16 protein-coding genes, 1 pseudogene and 1 riboswitch are annotated in these 22,136 nt (G+C 59.0%); of the genes and pseudogenes, 7 read left to right on the top strand and 10 right to left on the bottom strand.

What is annotated here, in order from left to right; genetic code table 11:
* Positions 1-19 precede the first annotated feature (19 nt).
* From GRO01_RS08150 to GRO01_RS08160, 3 genes are all read right to left on the bottom strand, one after another.
* Positions 20-523: a DUF892 family protein gene (locus GRO01_RS08150; protein ID WP_062510809.1), complete on the bottom strand. Its 504-nt coding sequence runs from the start codon at positions 521-523 to the stop codon at positions 20-22.
* A gap of 155 nt (positions 524-678) precedes the next feature.
* Positions 679-3,189 (bottom strand): TonB-dependent receptor, encoded by a 2,511-nt coding sequence (locus GRO01_RS08155; protein WP_062510812.1) that lies wholly within the window; start codon positions 3,187-3,189, stop codon positions 679-681.
* Positions 3,190-3,413: 224 nt separating this feature from the next.
* The gene (locus GRO01_RS08160) at positions 3,414-4,181 is read right to left on the bottom strand and encodes a sulfotransferase family protein (RefSeq protein WP_062511425.1); all 768 of its coding nucleotides are present in this window, start codon (positions 4,179-4,181) and stop codon (positions 3,414-3,416) included.
* Between the two features lie 159 nt (positions 4,182-4,340).
* Positions 4,341-4,547, top strand: a riboswitch (cobalamin riboswitch).
* 107 nt (positions 4,548-4,654) lie between these two features.
* Here GRO01_RS08160 and GRO01_RS08165 point away from each other — a divergent pair.
* From GRO01_RS08165 to GRO01_RS08180, 4 genes and pseudogenes are all read left to right on the top strand, one after another.
* On the top strand, positions 4,655-6,652 hold the full coding sequence (locus GRO01_RS08165) for a TonB-dependent receptor plug domain-containing protein (protein ID WP_083541411.1): 1,998 nt from the start codon (positions 4,655-4,657) through the stop codon (positions 6,650-6,652).
* Positions 6,653-6,680: 28 nt separating this feature from the next.
* Positions 6,681-7,502 carry an ABC transporter substrate-binding protein gene (locus GRO01_RS08170; RefSeq protein ID WP_062510814.1) on the top strand — a complete coding sequence of 274 codons (822 nt, stop codon included), beginning with the start codon at positions 6,681-6,683 and terminating at the stop codon, positions 7,500-7,502.
* Positions 7,499-8,485 carry a FecCD family ABC transporter permease gene (locus GRO01_RS08175; RefSeq protein WP_062510816.1) on the top strand — a complete coding sequence of 329 codons (987 nt, stop codon included), beginning with the start codon at positions 7,499-7,501 and terminating at the stop codon, positions 8,483-8,485. Before GRO01_RS08170 ends, GRO01_RS08175 begins: the two co-directional genes overlap by 4 nt.
* Positions 8,486-8,558: 73 nt before the next feature.
* Positions 8,559-9,266: pseudogene (locus GRO01_RS08180) on the top strand (ABC transporter ATP-binding protein); the annotation flags it as partial.
* On the opposite strand, the gene GRO01_RS08185 reads toward GRO01_RS08180, so the two are convergent.
* Entirely contained in the window at positions 9,191-10,213 is a 1,023-nt protein-coding gene (locus tag GRO01_RS08185) for a bile acid:sodium symporter family protein (RefSeq protein ID WP_062510820.1), read from the bottom strand. The pseudogene GRO01_RS08180 and the gene GRO01_RS08185 sit on opposite strands and share 76 nt — an antisense overlap.
* A gap of 34 nt (positions 10,214-10,247) precedes the next feature.
* Here GRO01_RS08185 and GRO01_RS08190 point away from each other — a divergent pair, with 34 nt between their 5' ends.
* Complete coding sequence (locus tag GRO01_RS08190; RefSeq protein WP_231490410.1) at positions 10,248-12,230, top strand: glycoside hydrolase family 32 protein; 1,983 nt, start codon at positions 10,248-10,250, stop codon at positions 12,228-12,230.
* Between the two features lie 110 nt (positions 12,231-12,340).
* On the opposite strand, the gene GRO01_RS08195 is transcribed toward GRO01_RS08190, so the two are convergent.
* From GRO01_RS08195 to GRO01_RS08205, 3 genes are all read right to left on the bottom strand, one after another.
* The gene (locus tag GRO01_RS08195; protein WP_062510821.1) at positions 12,341-12,970 is read right to left on the bottom strand and encodes a DUF1269 domain-containing protein; all 630 of its coding nucleotides are present in this window, start codon (positions 12,968-12,970) and stop codon (positions 12,341-12,343) included.
* A gap of 116 nt (positions 12,971-13,086) precedes the next feature.
* On the bottom strand, positions 13,087-13,545 hold the full coding sequence (locus GRO01_RS08200; RefSeq protein ID WP_083541412.1) for a hypothetical protein: 459 nt from the start codon (positions 13,543-13,545) through the stop codon (positions 13,087-13,089).
* A 197-nt stretch (positions 13,546-13,742) separates the two neighbouring features.
* Complete coding sequence (locus GRO01_RS08205) at positions 13,743-15,302, bottom strand: FkbM family methyltransferase (RefSeq protein WP_062510823.1); 1,560 nt, start codon at positions 15,300-15,302, stop codon at positions 13,743-13,745.
* A gap of 94 nt (positions 15,303-15,396) precedes the next feature.
* Between GRO01_RS08205 and GRO01_RS08210 the strand changes: the two genes are divergently transcribed.
* Entirely contained in the window at positions 15,397-17,538 is a 2,142-nt protein-coding gene (locus tag GRO01_RS08210) for a glycosyltransferase family protein (RefSeq protein WP_141306945.1), read from the top strand.
* The gene (locus GRO01_RS08215; protein ID WP_062510827.1) at positions 17,535-18,569 is read left to right on the top strand and encodes a hypothetical protein; all 1,035 of its coding nucleotides are present in this window, start codon (positions 17,535-17,537) and stop codon (positions 18,567-18,569) included. The genes GRO01_RS08210 and GRO01_RS08215 overlap by 4 nt, the downstream gene beginning before the upstream one ends.
* 24 nt (positions 18,570-18,593) lie before the next feature.
* On the opposite strand, the gene GRO01_RS08220 is transcribed toward GRO01_RS08215, so the two are convergent.
* The 3 genes from GRO01_RS08220 to GRO01_RS08230 all read right to left on the bottom strand — a co-directional run bounded on the left by GRO01_RS08220 (position 18,594) and on the right by GRO01_RS08230 (position 22,133).
* On the bottom strand, positions 18,594-19,532 hold the full coding sequence (locus GRO01_RS08220) for a glycosyltransferase family 2 protein (RefSeq protein ID WP_062510829.1): 939 nt from the start codon (positions 19,530-19,532) through the stop codon (positions 18,594-18,596).
* Between the two features lie 103 nt (positions 19,533-19,635).
* On the bottom strand, positions 19,636-21,579 hold the full coding sequence (locus tag GRO01_RS08225; RefSeq protein ID WP_141306947.1) for a hypothetical protein: 1,944 nt from the start codon (positions 21,577-21,579) through the stop codon (positions 19,636-19,638).
* Positions 21,580-21,653: 74 nt separating this feature from the next.
* Entirely contained in the window at positions 21,654-22,133 is a 480-nt protein-coding gene (locus GRO01_RS08230; RefSeq protein ID WP_062510833.1) for a hypothetical protein, read from the bottom strand.
* Positions 22,134-22,136: the final 3 nt, after the last annotated feature.

The raw sequence follows: 22,136 nt of genomic DNA on the forward strand, positions 1-22,136 counted from the left end.
TGCAAGCGGTGCGCCGGTCTCAGGCCGCAGCCACGTATTGCGACACGATTTCCGGCATCAGCTCTTCAAGCGCCTCCGCCGAAGCTGCTTCTTCGTCTTTCAGACACTCCAGTGCCGCCGCATCCTGCGCAAAGCCAAGCTGCCGCGCCAGCACGACCAGAACCTGAAGCGACGTGATCTGATGTGCGCGATACCCGCTCGCCGCCAGCACGTTCTTCAGAACGTCATGCTCCTCGCCCCCATGCAGCAGCCCCGAAACAGTGCTGAGAATGGACGAGACCGTTTCGTGAGGAACCGGGGCAGGGTGCCCGTGCCGGGACAGAAGGATCGTGATCTCCCGCGCATGGCTCCGGCCCATCGCCAGATCCTGCTCCATACGCTGGCACAATCCCGGATACTGCTCACACACGGGCAGTTCGGAAAGCGCCGTCTCAATGGCCTTGGACTCGATGGACAGGTGATCCCGCAGGGCGTCCAGATAAATATCCAGCGTTGCTCTGCCCGTCGTTTTTGTTCTGCCCACCGTGGATCCTTTTTATCTTTGGCGCGGTCATAAATGGCCATATTGCCGGGTAGAGTGCAAGGGCACGGCAGCCCTGCACAAAAGCCTTTTCGGTCATGAAAAACCCCATGCCGGAAACCGGCATGGGGCATTCAGGCTCAGCAGGATCTGAAGGATCAGAAACCGGCGCTGATGGACCCGATGGCAGAGAAGGGTGCCGCGATCATATAGGTCGGGGCAGTGCCACCGATCTTATTGCCGAAGATGCCGGTTTTTTCTGTGGCATTGACCTGAAGACCGGTCGGGAAGCCGAGGTAGTGGTTGTTGGTGATGTTCGTCAGGTTGAACTTGATGTTCGGAGCCTGCAGGAAGCCAAGGTTCTTGAAACGATAGCCGACTGTGATGTCCATCTTGACGTAACCAGGAATATGCTGGTCGTTCATGAAAGTGGAATACTGCTTGGCAACATATTTCAGCTTGTAAGCACCGAAAAGATTGCCATCATCATAATCGAGGTTGAAGCCGACCTGATATTTCGGGGTTTCCGGAGCAAACTTGCCGCTTGTCGGCATGTAATCGATAAGGCCCCTGTAACTGGACTGCAGATTGCTCGTCGTACGGGCATCTACATATTCGAACGAGGCGTAAGGACGGATATGATAGAAGATCGGACGCGTTCCGACTTCGGCATCCACACCGTTCGTCGTCTGTCCACCTGCATTGATGTTGGTGAGCACAGTTGCACTGCACGCACTGTCCAGACACTGGGTCTGCGAGAGAAGACGGTTCGTGAAGTCATAGTGGAAGTAGGTGACCGAGGCCATGACCGTCGGACCGGTGTAACGCCAGCCAGCTTCCTCCGAAATGGAAATTTCCGGACGCTGGTTCTGGTTGGCCTGAGTGCTGTAAACTCCCTTGGAGAAGCTGCCAGCATCATAGAGCGAGTTGTTTGTCGGAATACGGAAGTTCGTGGAACCCGAAACAAAAACCTGCATTTCCGGGTTGATCTGATAACGGATCGAAGCGGTTGGCAGGGGCTCGTAATAGGACTTGCCGACATACGGTCCTGTAGACGTATTCGGCAGGAAGTTGTGACCATCACGTGTGACAATCGCATATTTCAGGCCGGCATCAATAGTCAGCTTGTTATGCAGCAGCGAAAGACTGTCACCGATAAACATGGTATGTGTACGCGTCTGAGTCAGGCTCTGACGATACTGGTAGGTCGTGCCGTCACTGAAGACATAGTTCGGGCCGCTCCCCAGGATATCCCATGGTGTGCCATCGGCGCCGATGCCCGTTCCGGGTTCCGTCTGGATCTGCTTGGCATATTCGAACCAGTAACCAACCATGAGGCGGTTGACGCCGGTTGTCAGTGTCAGCTTCGTAACAGCGCCCGGCCGGTAAGTTGTCGTGACAGCCGTCTCGAAAAGCTGTGTTCCGCTCGTCGGTGTCTTGCCGTTCAGTGTACCGCCCATTGCGGTAGTACCCCAGGTGGTCGGCACAGAATAAGTGCTTCCGCCACCACTTCCGTTACCATACCAAAAGTAGGGCGTTTCGGTCAGAACCAGGTGGTCTGTCAGCTTGAAGGTTGATGGGGCGCTGGCATAGATGTTGGTGAAGGGGTTCGGATGCAGCTTGTAGTAGCTGTAATCCTTGTAAACACCATTATAGACAGTATTGGAGATGGTGGCGCCACTATTGTTCTGGAACGTCGTTCCATTCGGACGCGTACAGGTCTTGCCCGTGGAACAGGATGCTACATACTGGTCTTTCACACCCAGACCATATGTGTTCCATGAAGGCAGGTTCACACTTGGGTTCGAATAATTGTACAGCCGGTTACCGACGATCGCGAGCGAGACGCGGTTGCCATCACCCCAATCGTTCACAAATTTCGCTTCGGCATGAAGCTTGCGGTTCGTTGCCTCGGAATGAACGGCATCTTCCGTGGCGTAGGAGCCGGAGAAATAGGCGCGCAGGTTGGTCTGGCCGATCTTGCCTGTATCCAGACGCAGGAAGCCGCGCGTATAGGCATAGGAACCGTAGGAAACGTCGAATGCGCCGCCCTTTTTCATCTTCGGATCGATCATGTACATATCGACCACGCCGCCGGTGGCGCTCAGATGCGGGCTGTCGAGGTCAGCAGAACCCTGTGCGAGGCTGACCTTGCGCAGGTTCTCGGAGTCCACGATTTCCTGGGAATAGGTCTGGAAGGAACCGATATCGTTGATCGGGAAACCTTCCAGCGTGAAGCCCATCTGCGACTGGTCGAGACCACGGGCGCTCATATGGCTTCCCGTCAGGCCTGCCGGATCGGAAGACGTAACGTTCGCACCCGGAAGCATGGCGATCAGCTGCATCGGATCCTGACCCGGCGCCTGCTTTTCGATGTAGTCGCGGGAAATGGCCGAAACGGACTTCGCGGAGTCCTGTTTCTGCATCAGACCACCACCGACATCGCGGCGCGTTACGCCGTCGAAATAGGTGTGATGTCCGCTGACGGAGACATGTTCTTCATGTTCGTCTGTTGGAGCCGTATTGCCCATCATGGACGGAGCGGCAGCAGCGACTTTCGTGGAGCCCTTCTTGGCGGAAGGGGCCGTGCTGTCTGCGGGTGCGGCAAATGCCGACACCGTACCGAACGCAAACAGGGCCGAAGTCGAAAGCAGGCGAGCAAGGCGCATCGTATTTTCGGTCTTTCTCGGTCAGGTGAACTTTCAGCCGAGAAAAAGCATGAGTGCCGGTCCTATTTCAATCAGATGTAAGGTGATACATTATGACATGGAGGGGGTATGGCAATTTAGTCACATTTCTTTGGCGTAACGGCCTGAAATGGCAGGAAACTCCCCAAGTAATGTGACATTTACAAGACATGCGCCATTTTTCTGGAGCAGATCGTTACGGAATCTCAGTCTGCGGGACGCAGTGCTTCATCCGCGCTGTAAATCTGTCGAATCCTTTTTGCCTGTGCGGGTGTGGGGACGACATCGTGATTATTGCTGTTCAGATGGGGAATGGTTTTCCCCCGCAGCGCCGGCACCAGTTCGGGCAGTGACGACATCCTGTCCATCGAAAAGAGCTGATCGACGGCAAGCCGGCCATTACGGTCACAGACATAAAGTGCCTGCGGGCGGAACACATGGTCCATGTCGTAAACCGACCTACAGGATTCTACATGGTCGATCGCATGATCCAGCGTGTGGAACGAGCGATAGAGTGCATTGACTGAAGGATGGATCCGGACCCGCGATGTCCCGCCACGACGGGCAAAGGCCCATGCGGACACAAAGCGCTTTACCGGATCGCGCCAGATCGCAAAGCTGGGCAGGGTGCGCGACAGATCAGGGGCAACATGATGATAGTAGCGCCAGGTCTCATGCATCATGATCCCGCCATACAGCAGATCGCAGATCGATGTTCCCCCGTTCTTTGGAACATGGACGAATAATGCTCCGGCTTCCCGAATACGCTCGATCCGCTGAAGGCGCTTGCGGCCCAGTGGCAGACGCAGGCGCAGATCAGCGGCCCGGGCATGGACATCATTATACTGCCGAACCCGGAAGGCCTTGCACAGGATGCGCTGGGGCAGACCAGGCTCACCTGCCGTTCCGCCATCACGCCTTACCGGAAGGGCACCGTCCTGATGAACCGTTGGGGCAGCAGAGGGGGGGGTCATGATCGTGTCCTGATCCTGTGTCTGATGGCAGGGACACTGACGGGCCGGAAAAACCGAGGCAAAGGGCAGATTGTAACGGAATGAAAGCCATGTTGCAGAGTTGCGCTGTGTCAAATCGGCCACGAACTGCCGTTTATGTTTGACTTGTTTCGCTTGGAGCGCTTCATGACACCTGACGGTGCCCGGTCTGCCGGGTGAAAAGGGAACGCAGTGAAAGACTGCGGCTGCCCCCGCAACTGTAAGTGCTGACTGTCGCCCCGCAACGGGTGGACGGGCGGTTCCAGGAGATGAGCCCACTGGCCTGTGCCGGGAAGGGGACTGGACCGGAGTACGAGCCAGGAGACCTGCCGTCAGCATGAGTTGTCCGAAGGACGGTCCGGGCGGGGTGCATCGGAACGCCGGGTCAGACCCTGCATCTGCGGGCCTGCCTCCTTCTTGAGGGCGACGCAGAACGACGAGACACTGCCATCACCATGCCCCGTATTTCCTGCCTTCTCTTTGCGACGAGCATGCTTGTCGCCGTTCCCGCGCTGGCATCCGCCCCGGCCCAGGAACCGGCTCCGCCGCAGAAGCCCAAGGCACCACAGGCCGCTCCTCCGAAGACAGCCACCAGTGCCCCGCAGGGCACCCCCGAAGCCGTGACATCCACTATCCCCGAGACTGTCACCGTAACGGCAAACCGCATCCCGCAGGACCTCAGCAAGGTCGGCTCGCAGGTTACGGTTGTGACCCAGCGTGACATTGAACTGCTGCAGCGGCGCGACCTTGCGGACCTTCTGGCGCGTGAGCCGGGCCTGAACATGGTGCGCACGGGCGGTCCTGGTGGCACGGGTTCGATCTTCATGCGCGGCGTCAATTCGAATGAAGTGAAGGTGCGGCTGGACGGGATGGACATCAACGATCCCTCCACGCCGGCCGGGGCATTCGATACGGCACAGTTCCTCACCGACGGTCTGGCCCGCGTGGAAATTCTGCGCGGTCCGCAGAGCGGTCTTTATGGTGCGGATGCGATGGGCGGCGTCATCGACATGACGACTAAGCAGGGGCAGGGACCACTGCACGGCTTCGTCCGTCTTGAAGGTGGCAGCTATTCCACCAAGAACCAGACGGCGGGGTTCTCGGGCTCGCTGCACCGTTTCCACTACATGGTCGAAGTCTCGCATAACCATGTCGGCGACTATCAGGCCGTGCCAAAAGCCATCCGGGCACAGGTTCACGACCATGACGTCGCGTCCAACCGCAACGACAACCGTACGGCCAATGTGCGTCTTGGCTATGACGTGACGGATAATTTCGATCTCGGTTTTACGGCCCATCTGACGCAGGCGGATTACGAATACGTCGCCGACGATTACAGCTCCTACCCGGCGTTGCCGTCAGCCCAGCAGAATGAGAGCGATCTCAAACAGGCCATCCTGCGCGGCACCGCTCACCTGAAATCCTTCAAGGGCGTGTTCGAGCAGACGCTGGGCGTTGGGTACATCACCTATCGCCGCCATGACATCACGGCTGGCGATCCGGAAATCGCCTCCAACCGCGGTGACCGCCTGAAAGTGGACTGGCAGGGCCTGACCCATCTCGGCCATAACGGCTCCTTCCTCGTTGGCTATGATTACATCCGCGAGCGTATTCTGACCCCCGTCTCCGCCCAGACCACGACGCATGCCGCCTGGGGACAGCTTGAGGGTCACTGGCACGACATTCTCTTCGGCTCGGCCAATATCCGCTACGACAACAATTCCCGTTACGGCAATTACGTGACCTGGCGTGTCGCCCCGGCCGTGAAAATCCCCGGAACGGGCCTGACGTTGAAGGCCAGCGGCGGTTCTGGCTTCCACGGCCCGTCCCTGAACCAGCTCTTCGTCAGCTACCCGGCCTATTACTTCCTGGCCAATCCGAACCTGCGGGCCGAGCGCCTTCTGGGTTTTGATGCCGGATTTGAAGAGCGTCTTCTGGACGGCAAGTTGACCTTCGGCGCCGATTATTACGGCAACCATGTCCGCAACCTCATCAACACGGCGCTGTCGGGCTACAACTATACCTATGTGAACGTCGCCCGTGCCCAGACGCACGGTGTGGAAGCCTTCGTCGATTACCGCATCATCAAAAGCGTGGATCTGCGCGGCACCTATACCTGGACAGATGCGTCGGATCGCAGCACGGGTGCGGCCCTCGTGCGCCGTCCCCGCCACAAGGCCACGGCCAGCGTCATCTGGACGCCGACCAAACGCCTGAGCATCATGCCGAGCCTGCTTTATGTCAGCGGCTGGCACGATCTCGACCGTTACACGTCCATGAACACGATTGGTCATGACTACGTCACGGTGAACATCGCTGCGGAATACAAGCTGGCGAAGTTCCTGACCCTGTTCGCGCGTGGCGACAATCTGGGGAACCGCTATTATGAAAACCCGGTCGGCTATCTCCAGCCGGGCCGGTCTTTCTACGGCGGTGTGACGTTTGGCCTTTAAGGCGTTCCTTCACGTCCTTTCAGCCCCGATGGCAGTCCTGCTGCTGTCGGGTTGGCTCGCCGGATCGGCCTCTGCCGGTCCGGTGCGTACCCGTATCGTTTCCCTGAACCTGTGCACGGACGAACTGTTGCTCGAACTGGCAGACCCGTCCCACATCCTTGGTCTCAGCCCACTGGCCACGGACTGCGCGGAATCCGTCCGCTGCGAGATCGCAGCGACTTATCCCGTCCAGCGTCCTGACGGCGAAAACCTCGTTGCCACCCATCCGGACGTCGTGCTGGACGGAACATGGCACCGCCCGACCGTCCCGCTCGTGACCAACGCCCTGCACGTCCCGTTCGTCCAGCTTCCCTCCATTGCATCACTGGCGGATATTCCCACGCAGATCCTCACCGTCGCCCACGCCATCGGTGAGGACGCACGCGGCGACGACATGATCCGCGCTTTCGCGGACCGTCTGGAAAGCCTTCATTCCGCCCATCCGGACAGGATCCTGACGGCCACGGTCATCGGCGCGAACCTCGCGGGAGAAGAGGGCGGCCTGATTTCCGATCTTCTGAAACGCGCCGGATTCCGCCTGTCCGCATTCGAAAGCCCGAACGGCACCATCGCGTTGGAAACACTGATCGCCTATCCACCGGATCTTCTGGTAACGGGCATGATTTCCGAAGGCGCGTCTCTGGCGGAAGATGTCGTGCATCATCCCGCCCTGCGGGACCGCTTCACGGGCGCGCATCTTCTGGCGCTTCCCGGTCGCCTGACGATGTGCGGCACACCCGACACTCTCGATGCGCTGACCGCCCTGATCGCCGCGCATGACCGTCTGACTGGCACGGAGCCCTCGCCATGAGCCGCTACACTCTGACCGTTGCCGTACTGAGTGCGCTGGTTCTGGCTCTCGCCATCCTGTCACTGGCTGCAGGCCCGGCGGGGATCGGTGTTATGCAAGGCCTGTCCGACATGCTGCATGGCCGCGAGACGATCGCCGCAACCATCATCGGCCAGATCCGCCTGCCGCGCATGATCCTGGCTCTGCTGATCGGCGGAACGCTCGGCCTGTCTGGCGCAGCACTTCAGGGACTGGTCCGCAATCCGCTCGCCGATCCGGGCGTGCTCGGTATTTCGGGCTGTGGCGCACTCGGGGCCGTTCTGGTTTTTTATACTGGCCTCTCGGCAGTCTGGGCGCCCGCGCTCCCACTGGCGGCTCTGTCCGGCGCCGGGCTCGCCACACTCCTGCTTCTGGCCCTGACCCGGGGCGGCACGCTCGTTCTGGTGCTGGCCGGTGCGGCGCTGGGCTCCATGAGTGCCGCGCTTCTGGCCCTGACGCTCAACCTCGTGCCAAGCCCCTATGCATCCTACGAAATCATGCACTGGCTCATGGGCTCCCTGTCCCGCGCCAGCTTGCATGACGTGCTGATTGCCACGCCGGGCCTTCTGATCGGCTCGGTCCTGCTGTTCAGCACCGGACGCTCCCTCGACGCCCTGACCCTCGGCGAAGACGTCGCCCAGACGATGGGCTTTCCCCTGCGCGCGGTACAGTGGCGCGTTGTGCTCGGAACGGCGCTCGCCGTCGGCAGCGGCGTCGCTGTTGCAGGCGGGATCGGGTTTGTTGGCCTCGTTATGCCGCATCTGCTGCGTCCGCTCGCCGGAGCCCGCCCGTCGCGCCTCCTGCTGCCCTCCGCACTTGGTGGCGCGGCGCTCCTGCTGGCCGCCGACCTGTTCGTGCGCCTGCCCGTCAGCGGCGCCGAACTGCAACTCGGTGTGGTGACGTCCCTGATCGGAACGCCGGTCTTCTTCTGGCAGGTCTGGCGTCTGCGCGGACGGCCGGTATGAGGAGCGCGCCATGATCCTCCAGACAGACACGATCAGCCTGACCCTTCAGGGCAACAGACTGCTCAATGATATCGCACTCGACGTCCGCCCCGGCGAAGTTCTTGGCCTGATCGGCCCCAACGGTGCGGGCAAGAGCACGCTCCTGCGCATCATGGCCGGACTGCTCCGCCCCGAGACCGGCCGCGTCCTGCTGGACGGGCAGGACCTGTTCACCATGCCGCCCGAAGAGCGCGGGCGACATCTGGCCTATCTCCCGCAGGAAGCGCCCGCTGCCATCGGCATGAGCGTGCGGGATGTCGCAATGCTCGGACGCTTGCCTCATCGCCGCACGGCTTCGGCGGAACAGAATGAAACAGCCGTGCAGCAGGCTCTCGATGCGGTGGGGATGAGCGCATTCGCTGACCGCTCTTCCGCCCGTCTCTCAGGCGGCGAACGTGCCCGCGTCCTGCTCGCCCGCGCGCTGGCGGTTCAGGCCCCGATCTTGCTGGCGGACGAACCCGTCGCGGCCCTCGATCCGGCACAGGCGCTGACGGTCATGGACCTGTTTGGCCAGTACGCCACGCAGGGTCAGGCCGTCGCCGTCGTCCTGCATGATCTGGCGCTCGCGGCCCGTTTCTGTACCCGTATCGCGGTCCTGTCGCAGGGGCGCCTCGTCAGTATCGGCACGCCCGCCAAGGTGTTGACGGACGCCCTGTTCGCCGAGGTTTACGGCGTGGCGGTGCGACGCTGCGGCGAGGTTGCCGTGCCCTGGTCGCTGGTATCGAGTGCGCGACGCCCATAACGCCGGGCCAGCAGCGTGCAGGTGAAGAGCTGGATCTGGTGATAGATCATCAGTGGCAGCACGATGATGCCGACTGATGCCGCCGGGAAAATCACGCTCGCCATCGGCACGCCTGACGCCAGCGATTTCTTCGAGCCGCAGAACTGAAGCGCGATCTTGTTCTCCGTCGTCTGCCCCAGCCCGTCGCCCATCAGATGCGACAGCACCAGAACCAGCGCCAGCATGAAACTGTCGAGAAGCGCCACTTCCAGCAGATGCGCGCCCGAAACCCGGTGCCAGATCCCTTCCACCACGGCCGAACTGAACGCCGTATAGACCACCACGATGATGGACCCGCGATCGGTGAACGAAATCAGGATCTTGTGTTTCCGGACGATCGGCCCGACCCATTTTTGTAGGATCTGTCCCAGCGCGAATGGCAGTAGAAGCTCCTTGCCTACATCCAGCACGGATTCCAGTGGCGAATGTCCGGCCCCCACATGCCCGAGCACCACGCCCGTCAGCAGCGGCGTGAGCGCAATGCCCGCGATGTTGGAAACCGTCGCCGCACAGATCGCCGCCGGAACATTGCCTTTCGCGATGGAGGTCAGCGCGATGGAAGACTGCACGGTGGACGGCAGGCAGCACAGGAACAGGATGCCCGACCACAGCTCCTCACCAAATAGCGCGTCCGGGAAGACGCTCCGGAACAGCAGATGCAGCCCGATCCCCAGCAGTGGAAACAGTGCGAACGTGCAGAGCAGCACGCTCCCCTGAAGCTTCCAGTCCTTCACGCTGTCCACGATGGCGTGACGTTCGAGCTTCGCGCCCTGGAAGAAGAACATGAACGTGATGAGGATCGTCACGACATGCTGGAGGATGTGCTCCATCTGCCCCCGACAGGGCAGGAAAGACGCCAGAACGATTGCGCAGATCAGGGAGAGGAGAAAGGGGTCGAGACGCTTCATGCCGCACTATGTCCGTATCCGGACCGGACATGCAATGTCATGCCGGTCCCGTCTTCTGAAAACGGGCATCTCATGTATCCTGTCCTTCATGACAGACCAGAACGACCTGCCAGCGCCGGGCCGCCGACGTGCCCTGACGTCCCTTCTTGCCGCGGGAACCGTCGCCGGAACCCTGCGCCTGACCGGCAGGGCACGTGCCGCTGACGAGCCGCCAAAGGAGGCGCTCACGTCCCACGGTCATCAGCCGAGCAATGCGCATATCGAGCCCGCCGATCAGCCCGGCGCAAATAACAAGCCTGTCATCCGCACGCAGAGCGATTATTTCTATCGCCCTTCCATTCATTTCTCGCCGCCCACCGGCTTCATGAATGACCCCAACGGCCTGATCTTCGATGGTCAGACCTACCATCTCTATTACCAGTACGACCCGACCGCCCCTTATGCCGGACGTGTTCACTGGGGGCATGCCACCAGCACGGATCTCTACACCTGGCAGGATCAGCCCATTGCCATTGACCAGACGGCAGCGGGCGAGGCTTATACCGGCTGTGTCGTGTTAGACCGCAACAACGTCTCAGGCCTTTTTCCGCCTCGCAAACCGGATGTCCCCGCTGTTCCTCCGGCGGCCACAACGGCCACGCAGGCCGCCGTGCAGGCGCTCGCCCCGGAACTGCGGAAAACCACATCCGACACACCTTACGCGCCCGACCGGATGCCCGCGCTTGGCCCGAATGAGTCCGCCCCGTTCGGCTCGGTCTATGCGCCTCCGAACGGTGCCGAAACCCATGCTGCCCCGCCCGCGCTCTCGCCCATGCCCGGCGGACTAGTCGCGATCTACACGCGTGCCACGCCGCAGAGTCAGACGCAGTACATCGCCTGGAGCCCCGATGGCGGCCAGCATTACATCGACTACGACCACAACCCGATCCTGAATATCGGCGTCAATTCCTTCCGCGATCCCAAGGTCTTCTGGCATGAGGCCAGCGGCAAATGGATCATGGTCGTGGTCAGCGCGCGCGCCCACAAGGTGCTGTTCTACGGCTCCATCGATCTGCTGCACTGGATGCATCTCAGCAGCTTCGGTCCCGCCGGTCTGTTCGGCGTGGACTACGAATGCCCCAATCTGATCGAGCTCGACATCGAGGGTGAGGAGAAAGGCAGCCGCTGGGTCCTGTTCGTCTCCGTTAATCCGGGCGGCCCGCTGGGCGGCAGCGTCACGCAGTATTTCGTGGGCGATTTCGATGGCGAACGCTTCACGCCCGACAACACCGTGATTGGCCTGACGGACTTCGCCAAGGACAGCTACGCCATGCAGGTCTATGACAGCATGCCGGACAACAAGGCGGTCTATTTCGCCTGGTTCGGCAACTGGCAGTACTGCGAGGAAGTCCCCAACCGGAGCTGGCGCGGCCTCATGACGCTGCCGCGCCGCATGTCCCTGCGCCGGGATGAAATGAACTGGCTGCGTCTGGTCCAGCGCCCCTACGGGCTCGAAGCCTTCCGGGGCGAGAAGATCCCCTTCAAAGTGGATCGTATCGCGGCCCAGAGTGGTGTGCAGGTTGCCCTCCCCACCGGCACCGCCATCGAATTGCTCCTGACCGTCACCGTTGACGAACGCAGCAATCCCCAGCCGGATGGCGAACAGGGCCGCGCAGGCCGCTTCGTCATCGTGTTTTCGAACGGGCAGGGAGAGTCCCTCTCCATCGGCTTTGACGCCTTCTCAAGCCAGCTCTGGCTGGACCGCGGCGACCTGCATGGTTTCTCCCAGCCCTTCTTCACGGAGCGCTTTTCCACGCCCCTGATCGCCAACAGCCGCCGCTTCTCCCTGCGTCTGGTGCTCGATGCCTGCGCACTGGAACTTTTCGCCAATGACGGCCTCTCTGTCGCCACCGCCCTGGTCTTTCCGGCCAATCCGCTGACGACGCTGGGCCTTCAGGCCACCAATACTGGCGCAACAATCGAGGAACTGGCGCTGTATCCACTGCGCAAGACCATGGACCGCCCGACCGCGCTCTAGGAAAACGCGCGTCTGTCCCAGTGGACAGGCAACCTTATGAAAAACGGGCCATCGCAACGGTGTTCGTCGCAATGGCCCGCATCATGGCTCAGATAAAGAGCGACCCAGTTTCAGCCGCCCGTGATCTTGTTTTTCAGATTATGAAGGCTGGTCGAGACCTGCTTCTGCCACTCGCCCATGCGCTCGTGCCATTCGGTCGAATGCTGCTGCACGAGAACCCGCTCGGCCTCCGCTGCAGCAGCAGCCTGAGCCTTCTGCTGGGCCAGAACCTCACGCTCCACGGCCTCGATCGGGCGACGCAGCACCAGTGAAGCCCCCAGCGACGCGGCCAGATCATCCACGACCTGCGGCACATATTCCTGAACGGTCGCAATCACGGCCGTGGTGCCTACAGGAATGACGGACGCAATCTGCGCCAGAAGGCTGCTGCGGATCGCCGCATCCTCAACCGACAGGCTCGATCCTACCAGCGCGCCCATGGACGCCCCGAGAAGCACACCCAGCGGCCCCAGCAGCAGCCCGACAAGGGACCCCAAAAGCGTTCCGTTCAGAACCTGCTCCCCGGAAGATCCGTTGGCCCAGTTGTCATGAATGGTGATGTTGCCGGTCGTACCACGCTCAACGACAGCCTCGTTGATGACAACCAGCTTCTGATCCGCAGCCCGTTCACGCAGTTCGGAAAAGGCCTGGAATGCCTTGCTCTGCTCGGTGAAGGAGAGAACAAGAATATTGGTATCCATGATCTGTCATGCTCCATACCCCCGCAGAAAACCGACGGAAGAGGCAGGGCATGCGGGGGGATGTCCGGCCTGTGGCCGCAACCCCTGAAAAGGGATTACGACCGGAGGACATCAGATTACTTGCTCAGCGTAAAGGTCAGGCCCTGCGCACCAGCAGCCAGACGTGCACCTTCCGTTGAACTGTCGATCTTGATGCGTACGCCATTGCTGTTGGACAGCACCGCACCGCCCAGACCCTTGTTCAGAGTTGCTTCGCCAGCGAGGGAGCCGTAGCTACCGTCAAAATCATGCAGGTGATTCAGGTTGTAGACGGTGCCTTCAGCCTTCAGGGCGGAGTAACCGACAGCGGCGATGTTCCCGCCCGTTACCTTGAAGTGGTAGGTGCGGTGGCCATAGGTCAGGGTACCATCGCCCCAGGTGTAACCGACACCGACATCAGCGGAGCGTGCGGAAAGCGTTATGTGTCCGACCGGGGTGCCGAGCGTATCGGCGGCCTGCAGAGGCGTTACGGCAAGACCGGCTCCGAAAAGGACGGCTGCCAGAGTAAGGCCACGACGGGTCATGCTGATGGACATGTTCAATACCTTTCATGCGTCTGGTCGGAACTGTTGCCCCGAAAGGCAACTTGCGGACCAACGTTGGGAGCATGAACGTGTCAGGCTTCACTCAGATGCATGAAAAGGATGATTTTCTCTATCTGCCCCGGAAACTCCAGTGTCGGAAATGTCTTCCGGCGCTCAGTATTCCAAAGCGCCGCTGGTGCGGAAGATCTTCATTTCGTCATCTGGTTCAGGGCATCCAGACGCTCGAAGGCAAGTTTCTGCGCTTCTGCAAGCCCTGCTTCCGTCTGCGCAAGGCGCTTCCGGAGATCCAGCTCGGTCCGGGCTGCCTCCTCGCGATGTTCATCGGCCAGTTCCAATGCACTCAGACGTTCGTAAGCGAGTTCCTGTGCCTGATGCAGACCTTCCTCGGTCTGTTCGAGCCGCTGTCGAAGGGCGAGCTCTGTCTGGGACGCTTCCTCCCGCATCTGCTCGGCCTGCTCCAGAGCATTGAGACGCTCATAAGCCAGTTCCTGCGCCTGACGCAGTCCTTCCTGGGTCTGTTCCAGCTGACGCCGAATGTCAGCCTCCGTCTCGCGGGCCTCATGCAGCAGGTCTCTGGCTTCCTTTAAGGCTGCTTCCAGCTCCTGGGTATGGAGATCTGCCTTCTGGAGTTCTTCCAGACGCTCCAGAGCCAGTGTTCTGGCAAATTCCAGACTTTCTTCTGCTTTTTCCAGCCGGTTCTGCTGCACATCGGAAAGTTGAGGATTCTGCCCTGATGGCTTTTGGAAAGACGCTCCGGACTTGCCGTCACCCGATCCCGTTTCGTCATTGAGGAAGGTTTCGTAGGACTGTTTCAGAACCTGCCGACTTGCCATGGCGGCCAGATGGCTTGACTTGGCCGTCATCGGCCATTCTTCAGGAGCCCATCGGGGTGTCTCCCACAGGGCGCGACGAAGCTCCTCACGGGTGCTGATTTTTTTCAGGATGCAGAGATTGCGGGACAGCGTCTCATCCAGTTCCGGGATGGACTGGTTCCGGCTGGCCAGAAGACCGGCTTCATATGCCCATGGCATAAGCGGCGCCGTCTGCCCGCGATGGTTTTCAAGATTATGGGCTGGAAATGCAAAGTAATGGAGCTGAAGCCCGAGGCCAAGAAGGAGATCGGCGCAGTCGAGGGATGATATTTCCTCATTGCACTCGATCCAAATCAAAGAGTTTCCGGTGGCGACAAAATTCTGGTCATCCTTGAGAATGGCGTATTCCATTCCCTCAGCGTCGATCTTGATCAGATCGAAAGGGCCATTCTCTTCCCGGAGCTCTGTAAGGGTCAGTGTGGCCTTTGCCGGAACATCATCCGGGATATCCGCAGTGGCTTCGTCATATACGAAAGAAGTCGAGCCGAGGTTCTCTTCCTGACCATAATGGCCATGAACCTCATAGTTCTTCGGAGCCACAATGGCGTTGATCACCGTGGTTTCGGGGTGATGTGATGCGAGGGCGACGTTTGCGTTCAGGAAGGGAACAAGCTCCGGATTCCCTTCCACTGCACACAGAGATGACAGGCGGCGCAGGGAGGCAACACCCAGACCGAACGTGCCGATGAAGGCGCCAATATCAAGAACCCGTGCACCATCTTCAAGAAGAGATGCGCAGAACCTGACCTCGTTAAAGGCCCATTCCCCATAATAATCAAGAAAACGCCCTATTAGATCATGCTCTAGATCAGGAGCTTTTAGTTTCCCGTAACGTGTGTCGGTATCAATGATGTGGGAAAACGGAGTTCTGGTCATATGAATTCTTGATTCGGTTAGATGTTAAATATACATATTCGGACAAGCCTGTCAGCCACTCCCTGTCCCCTCCAACTCATAGATCGGATGCCAGTTGCCTCTCCTTACAGACATGTTTGATGCCTGCTGGTATCTGGAAAACAATCCGGATGTTCGAGATTCAGGGATCGATCCTCTTGAGCATTTCATGACGGTCGGCTGGAGAGAGGGGCGTAACCCGTCTCCGGCGTTTGACACGCAGTTCTATCTGCAGGCCAATCCTGACGTTGTTGAGGCCGATCTCAATCCGCTCGAACACTTTGTCGTGACCGGGCGGAGTGAGGGGCGGAAGCCACTTTCCGAACTGCCGCAGGATATCGCGGATTCTCCGCTCGATGATGATATCCTGAGAGCATTCTTTGATGAGAAATATTATCGCGAGCAGTATGCGGGACATATTCCGGCCGATCAGGATGCCTTCACGCATTTCATGACGGTGGGTTGGCACCGGGGATATAATCCTTCTGCCGAGTTCGATACGCAGTTCTATCTGGAGAGCAATCCTGACGTCGGGACGGCTTCGCTCAATCCGCTGGAGCACTATCTTACATCGGGTCGCGCGGAAGGGCGTGCAGGTCTCCCCGTGTTGGAAGGGCTGGATGACATCCCCGTCCTGCTGCAGGATGATACGCTGGCACGAAGCATGGATGTCGTGGCCGCTGATTTCGATCCGGAATTCTATCGACGCCGCAATCCCGACATCAAAGGCAGTGACGACGATCTTTTCCGGCACTTCATGACAACGGGGTGGCAGGAAGGACGTGACCCCAGCTCACAGTTCGATGTCAGCTATTATTTCTGGGCAAACCCGGACGTCGCCGAAGCCGGCATCAATCCGCTTCTGCACTACCGGCTGCATGCGGCAACGGAAATTCGGCGCAGTCTTCAGCCCCATGCGAAGGAACGGGCAGTTCTGCGTCACTGTCGCGCCGTTCAGGACCGGAAGCCCTTCTGGCAGCTTCCAGAGCGTGAAAAGGCTGTCGACGAATGGTATCTGGCATCCTTTCTGAAAAGGGATCGCAATAACAGAAGCCAGAATGCCGGACTGATAGTCTCAATCAGCCATGATGACTATCGCAAGGTGCCAGGAGGCGTTCAGAACTGCGTCCGTGACGAGGCCCAGTCTTTCGCCGCACAGGACTGGACTTATCTCCACCTGTTCCCGTCGCGTGCCATTTCCACACTGGCGGCTCTCCATCATGGAGAATTTGTTGCGTCAGTGAACGGCCAGTATGTTGGTCGTGTGACTGTCGATACGCTTCTGAAGGTTCTGGCGCGACAGCATGGTCATTATCCGCACCGGCACCTGATCATTCACCATCTGATGGGCGTCATGCCGGAATGCGTGCCTGTCATCGCGCAGGAAATGCAGGCGGAGAAAAGCATCTTCTGGCTGCATGATTTCTTCACGATCTGCCCGTCCTATGCGTTGATGAGAAATGACATTGCTTTCTGCAATGCCCCGGTGCCGACATCGCCGGCATGCCATATCTGCGCGTATGGTGAAGAAAGACAGACGCATCTGCCAAGGATCAAAGCGCTTTTCGAAGCACTTCGTCCTGAAGTCATTGCGCCGTCGCGATATACGCTGAAGTTCTGGCAGAAGAAAACAGATCTGCCTGTCACAAAGGCCTCTGTTCAGGAGCATGCTTTCATCACGGCGAAGGTCCCGTTTGAGAAGCGCATTCCTGATACGCTGAAGATCGGCTTCATTGGAACACCGGTCTTTTACAAGGGATGGGATGTCTACCGGGAACTGGCAGCGCAGTTCCTTGGGGATCAGCGGTATGACTTTTTCTATCTTGGCTCGACAGAGCAGGATGCCGTGAATGTCACCTCATTGCCTGCAACCGTAACGCAGGCTGACCGCGACGCCATGCAGAAATGCATTCGGCGTAACGAAATCGATGTCATCGTAAACTGGTCGCTCTATCCCGAAACATTCTGCTTCACGGCCTATGAAGCCATTGCCGCCGGTGCTTTTCTGATCGCACCAAAGGGCAGCGGCAATGTCGAAGATCTTCTGAATTCGTCAAAAGAGAAGATCGGATATGTTGCCGATGATGATCAAGAACTGAAATCAGTGTTTGAAACAGACAGATTAAGGTCGCTGGTGGAAAAATCCAGGAGAACGACGGGGACCCTCGAGATCCGTCCCTGCACATTTGCGTATCTCGTTCCGGAGACTGCGCAATGACCGTTTACTGCTTCACCAGCGCTACCTATTCCTATCTTGGCCGCGTCCGGGTTCTGGCAAAAACCGTCCGGGAACATCATCCGGACTGGGTTTTCTGCCTGTGTCTGTGTGACGTAGCGCCCCCGGGGTTTGACCCGGAAGCGGATCGTGACCTGTTTGACGAGGTTGTTCCTGTCACGGAGCTGGGAATTCCTGACCTACCAGCCTGGATGTTCAGACATGATATTGTCGAGCTCTCCACGGCTGTGAAAGGCAAGATGCTCTGCCGTCTTCTGGAAAAGCCGGATGCCGACAGCGTCGTTTACATCGATCCCGATATTGCCCTTTTCAATCCGTTGACCCATGTCGTGGAACTTCTGAAAGATCATCCGGTCGTGCTGACGCCGCATCAGCTCGAACCTGAAGTTCATCCGCAGGGTATTGTCGATAACGAGATCGGTTCTCTCAAGCACGGAATCTACAATCTCGGTTTCATGGCGATCGCCAATGTCCCGGAAGGCAGGCGTATTGCCCGATGGTGGCGTGACAGACTTCTGGTCTACTGCCGTGATGATCCGGAAAACGGTCTTTTCACGGATCAGAAATGGTGCGACCTGATTCCCGCGTTCTTCGAGAATCCGGCGATTCTACGGGATCCCGGATATAATGTGGCAAGCTGGAATCTGAGCCACAGACCGATCCGTATCGACAGCAATGGTCAGATCTTTGCAGCCGATGCGCCTTTGCGCTTTTTCCACTTCACGAAAGTGGATACGGCGGGTGAGGTCATGCTGGAGCGGTACGGGAGTGAAAGTATCGCCCTGTTCGAACTGTTGCGGTGGTATCGTGAGGCTATCCAGCAGCAGCAGCCTGCCGAAGTGCCTCCCAGATACTGGTATTACGGCACATATGAAAACGGTGTTCGCATCAGTCGTCCGGAGCGCCTGGTCTACAGGGACCGGAAGGATCTGCAGATGGCATTTCCTGATCCCTATAAGTCAGGGCCGGAAAGTTTTCAGAACTGGTGCAGTGTTCACAGCTTTGAGCTGTAAAAAAGGGGCCTTACGGCCCTTTTTTTATGCGCGCGGCGGTGCCGGATAATTCAGATACGCCATTCGCTTCATCTCGCGTCGCCCCAGCGCAACGGTATCGAGAATCAGACCACAGGCGGCCGACAGGGCAGACAGCATGATCAGTCCCGTCGCCAGCACGGCTGTCGGCAGGCGTGGGACAAGACCGGTACGGAGGAACTCGAGGACGACCGGGATTCCCAGCAATGCGCCGGCGAGGAAAAACAGGACGCAGAGAATTGTAAAGAACAGCAGCGGCCGTTCCTGTTTGACGAGATTGACGATGGTCGTGAGAATCCGAAAACCGTCGTGATAGGTCCGCAGTTTGGAAAAAGATCCAGCCGGACGCTCGATATAGGTCGTCGGGACTTCCGAAATGGGCATGGCCAGTTCGAGGGCATGTACGGTCAGTTCGGTCTCTGTCTCGAACCCGGCTGATAGGGCGGGAAAAGACTTCACGAACCGGCGGGAGAAGACGCGGTATCCAGAGAGCATGTCTGAAAGACGGCGCCCGAAAACGCTTGTCACCAGCCCTGTCAGGACGCGATTGCCCAGGACGTGCCCCCGCCGATAGGCTGCTTCGCGATCCGTGACCCGTGCCCCGTTTACCATATCAAAGCCGCCCTGATATGCGCATTCCAGCAGTCGGGGCGCGGCGGCAGCCTCATAGGTCGCATCGCCGTCGACCAGAATGTAAAAATCCGCTTCGATGTCTGCGAACATGCGGCGGATGACATGCCCTTTTCCCTGCATGCTCTCAGTCCTGACAATCGCGCCTGCAGCACGCGCCACTTCGGCTGTCCGATCCGACGAATTATTGTCGTAGACATAGATGGGATAGTCAGGAAGAGCGGCCTGAAAGTCCCTGATGACCAGAGGTATGGCGGTCTCTTCGTTATAGCAGGGAACGAGGACCACGACGCGTAGCGTATCAGGAAGGTTCATTGCTCAGGTATTTTGCAAAACGGGATTGAAGGTCATTGCATCTGTATCCGCGATATCCTCACAAAAAGCAAAATGCAGACGGCCAATATGTGTTTGTCCGTATTCAGCCGGCTTTCCATTCAAAATCATGGACAAACAGCCCTAGTTCCCTTGTGTCCTGAGATCCCGGAAAAATACTGGACGGCGCGTGTGGAGTACTGACGTTGAAATTGAGGGTAACGCTCCCATCCGCAGCGATATCGTCAGCCGGGATCGTGCATTCCAGGTGATGCAGTTCACCGTCTTTCCAGGTCCAGCTGCAGATATTTCCTCTGCGTCCGGTGATGGAGAACCTCATGGGACGCATGCCCGTATTCCACAGGGCGTTGGCATCCAGCGCGAATATGATGCCGGAATGGACAGGGACACGGAAACGCAGCGTTCCCTGATGGTCGTCGACCCACCGGCCCTCGGGTTCGATTCCGAGCCACCCTGCCGTGCTTGCCTGTTGTCCCAGAGGAGAGGTCAGGACAATCTTTTCATTGGCTGGCAGGGAAACGGGCGGCAGCATCGTCTGCGCTGCGCACTTCCAAGGGCCGAGACTGCCCCAGCAGGGAATGCCGGGTTCCAGGATGATCCGGCCGAGTTCCGGACGTCCCGTGAAGGTAATACCGTCTACCGGGGTGATGGACAGTGAGCCTGCAGGCCAGGTCCGGAGAGGCTGGATCATCATGCCGCCAGGAATGGGAAAGGCCTTGAAGTCAGCAATTGGCAGGACCTGATGCGAGTCGATCCACAATGCATGTGTTCCGAAATACATCTGGTCCGGTGCACCGGTGGCGGGCAGCGTAATGGTGTCCATTGTCCGCAGGGCAGGGACCGTCAGCGAGGCAGTGTGGCCATTATCGACCTGTCCGCGCGGGCCATAGGAGACAGGGACGGCCCGCCAGCAGACCAGCACCAGCATTGTCGGTATGACAGCCAGGAGGAAGCGCGGATTATAAACCACGAACCTGAGGAGGACGAGGCTGTACAGCCCTAGGAACCCAAGGCTCCACTTGAAATAGTGAATGTTATGGAAGGCCCAGATTCCGGGTGCATGCAGGTCCCGGTATGCGAGGTAAAGGGCCGTGGAACTGCTGACACTCAGCAGGACAAGCAGATCGACAGGCCGCCGATCTGATGCACTGGCAAAGAGGAGTCCGGTGAGACCGGTCAGTACGAAAGGCAGGCTCTGGATGATGCCGTATCCCGTGGGCAGGGCCGGTTCCGGAGCGATCATGATCTCGACCCAGTGCAGCGGAAGCAGGGCCGCATCAAAACCGACGGCCTGGGAACTGACGATATAGGGCGCCAGATGGGGCCCCCAGACTGCCAGATACAGGATCAGGGTTGGCAGCGCGCCTGTGATAACGCCGCCTCCCAGTGACAGGACGGACAGGATGCACGTCATGAGAGAGGGGCGGTGACTGCGCTGCACTATCAGATGAAGCAGCACCACGCCGCCGCAGACGCCAAGAAGCAGCGCGCCGTCAACGGGTCGGCCTCCTCCCACAATGGCTGTGGACAGACCTGTCACGAACGCGAAGAGAGGCTTCGGGCTTCGGATCCAGTACAGGCAGTACAGGATGGCCAGCAGCATGAACGGAACCGCAAGCGTGCTTGTCCAAGGCGTGCTCCATACCTGTCTGATGGTGGGAGGGCCCATTTCACAGGCTACAAATACCAGCATTCCCAGGGTGGAAGCGGCTGGAGCCTTAGGAAGGACAAGCCGTGTCAGGGTTCCGAAGATCCAGACAGAGGCCATCAGGCAGATCAGATTCAGCGGCAGGAAAGGATCAGGAAGATGAAGCCAGACCCCCGGCACGGCCAGCGCCGGATAAAGGGGAAGATACCATTGTTCCGTGGCCGAGAACTGCCCCTTTGCAAAGGACAGTGCGGCATGAATGTAGTGGGACTGGTCGTAGTCTCCCCACCACCCGCTACCCGGAACTGCTGCTGTTGGATGATGTCCGTCCTGCCACCAGCCTGTCAGGCAGATGATGGCTGCCAGAACGGGCAGAAGCATTTTCTGACCCAGAGAGAAAATCTTACTGGAGAGACGGAATCTGGAAGACGGTGCGGACATCAGTGGTTCGGATTTCAGGTGCGAAGACGCGATTTCAGAAGACGGATCACCACGCGGAAGGGGCGGGTAATACGCCAGGATGTGGAGCGGCGTACGGCATCCAGCCACATGCGGGCATCATCCCGCTCGGCAACGAGAAGGCGCAGCTGGTCGGCCACGTTGCCGGGCAGAATATCCGGATGCGTCTTGGGAATATCGAGCTCATGCGATGTATCGAACAACCTGCTTCGCAGATGCATCAGCTCTTCGCGCCCCCCATGGGACATGGCGAGACGCATGGCGTAATCTTCGCAGCGCTCCTGAAGCCGGGCCACCGAGGTGTGAAGTCTTTCGACCTCGTTTTTCAGGAAAGAGGCCTCGTGTTCAGCGCGCGAGCGGGCCTCCTGCGCCAGTTCCAGAGCATTGGTCTTAAGAGGTGCCGGGGGCTGCGGTGTTCTGTTCTTCGGCGCAGGACGGGAAACATTCTTGTTCTGTGCGTGATTTCTGGTCGACATAGC

It is taken from the genome of Gluconobacter roseus NBRC 3990 (assembly GCF_006538885.1).
GTDB lineage: Bacteria > Pseudomonadota > Alphaproteobacteria > Acetobacterales > Acetobacteraceae > Gluconobacter > Gluconobacter roseus.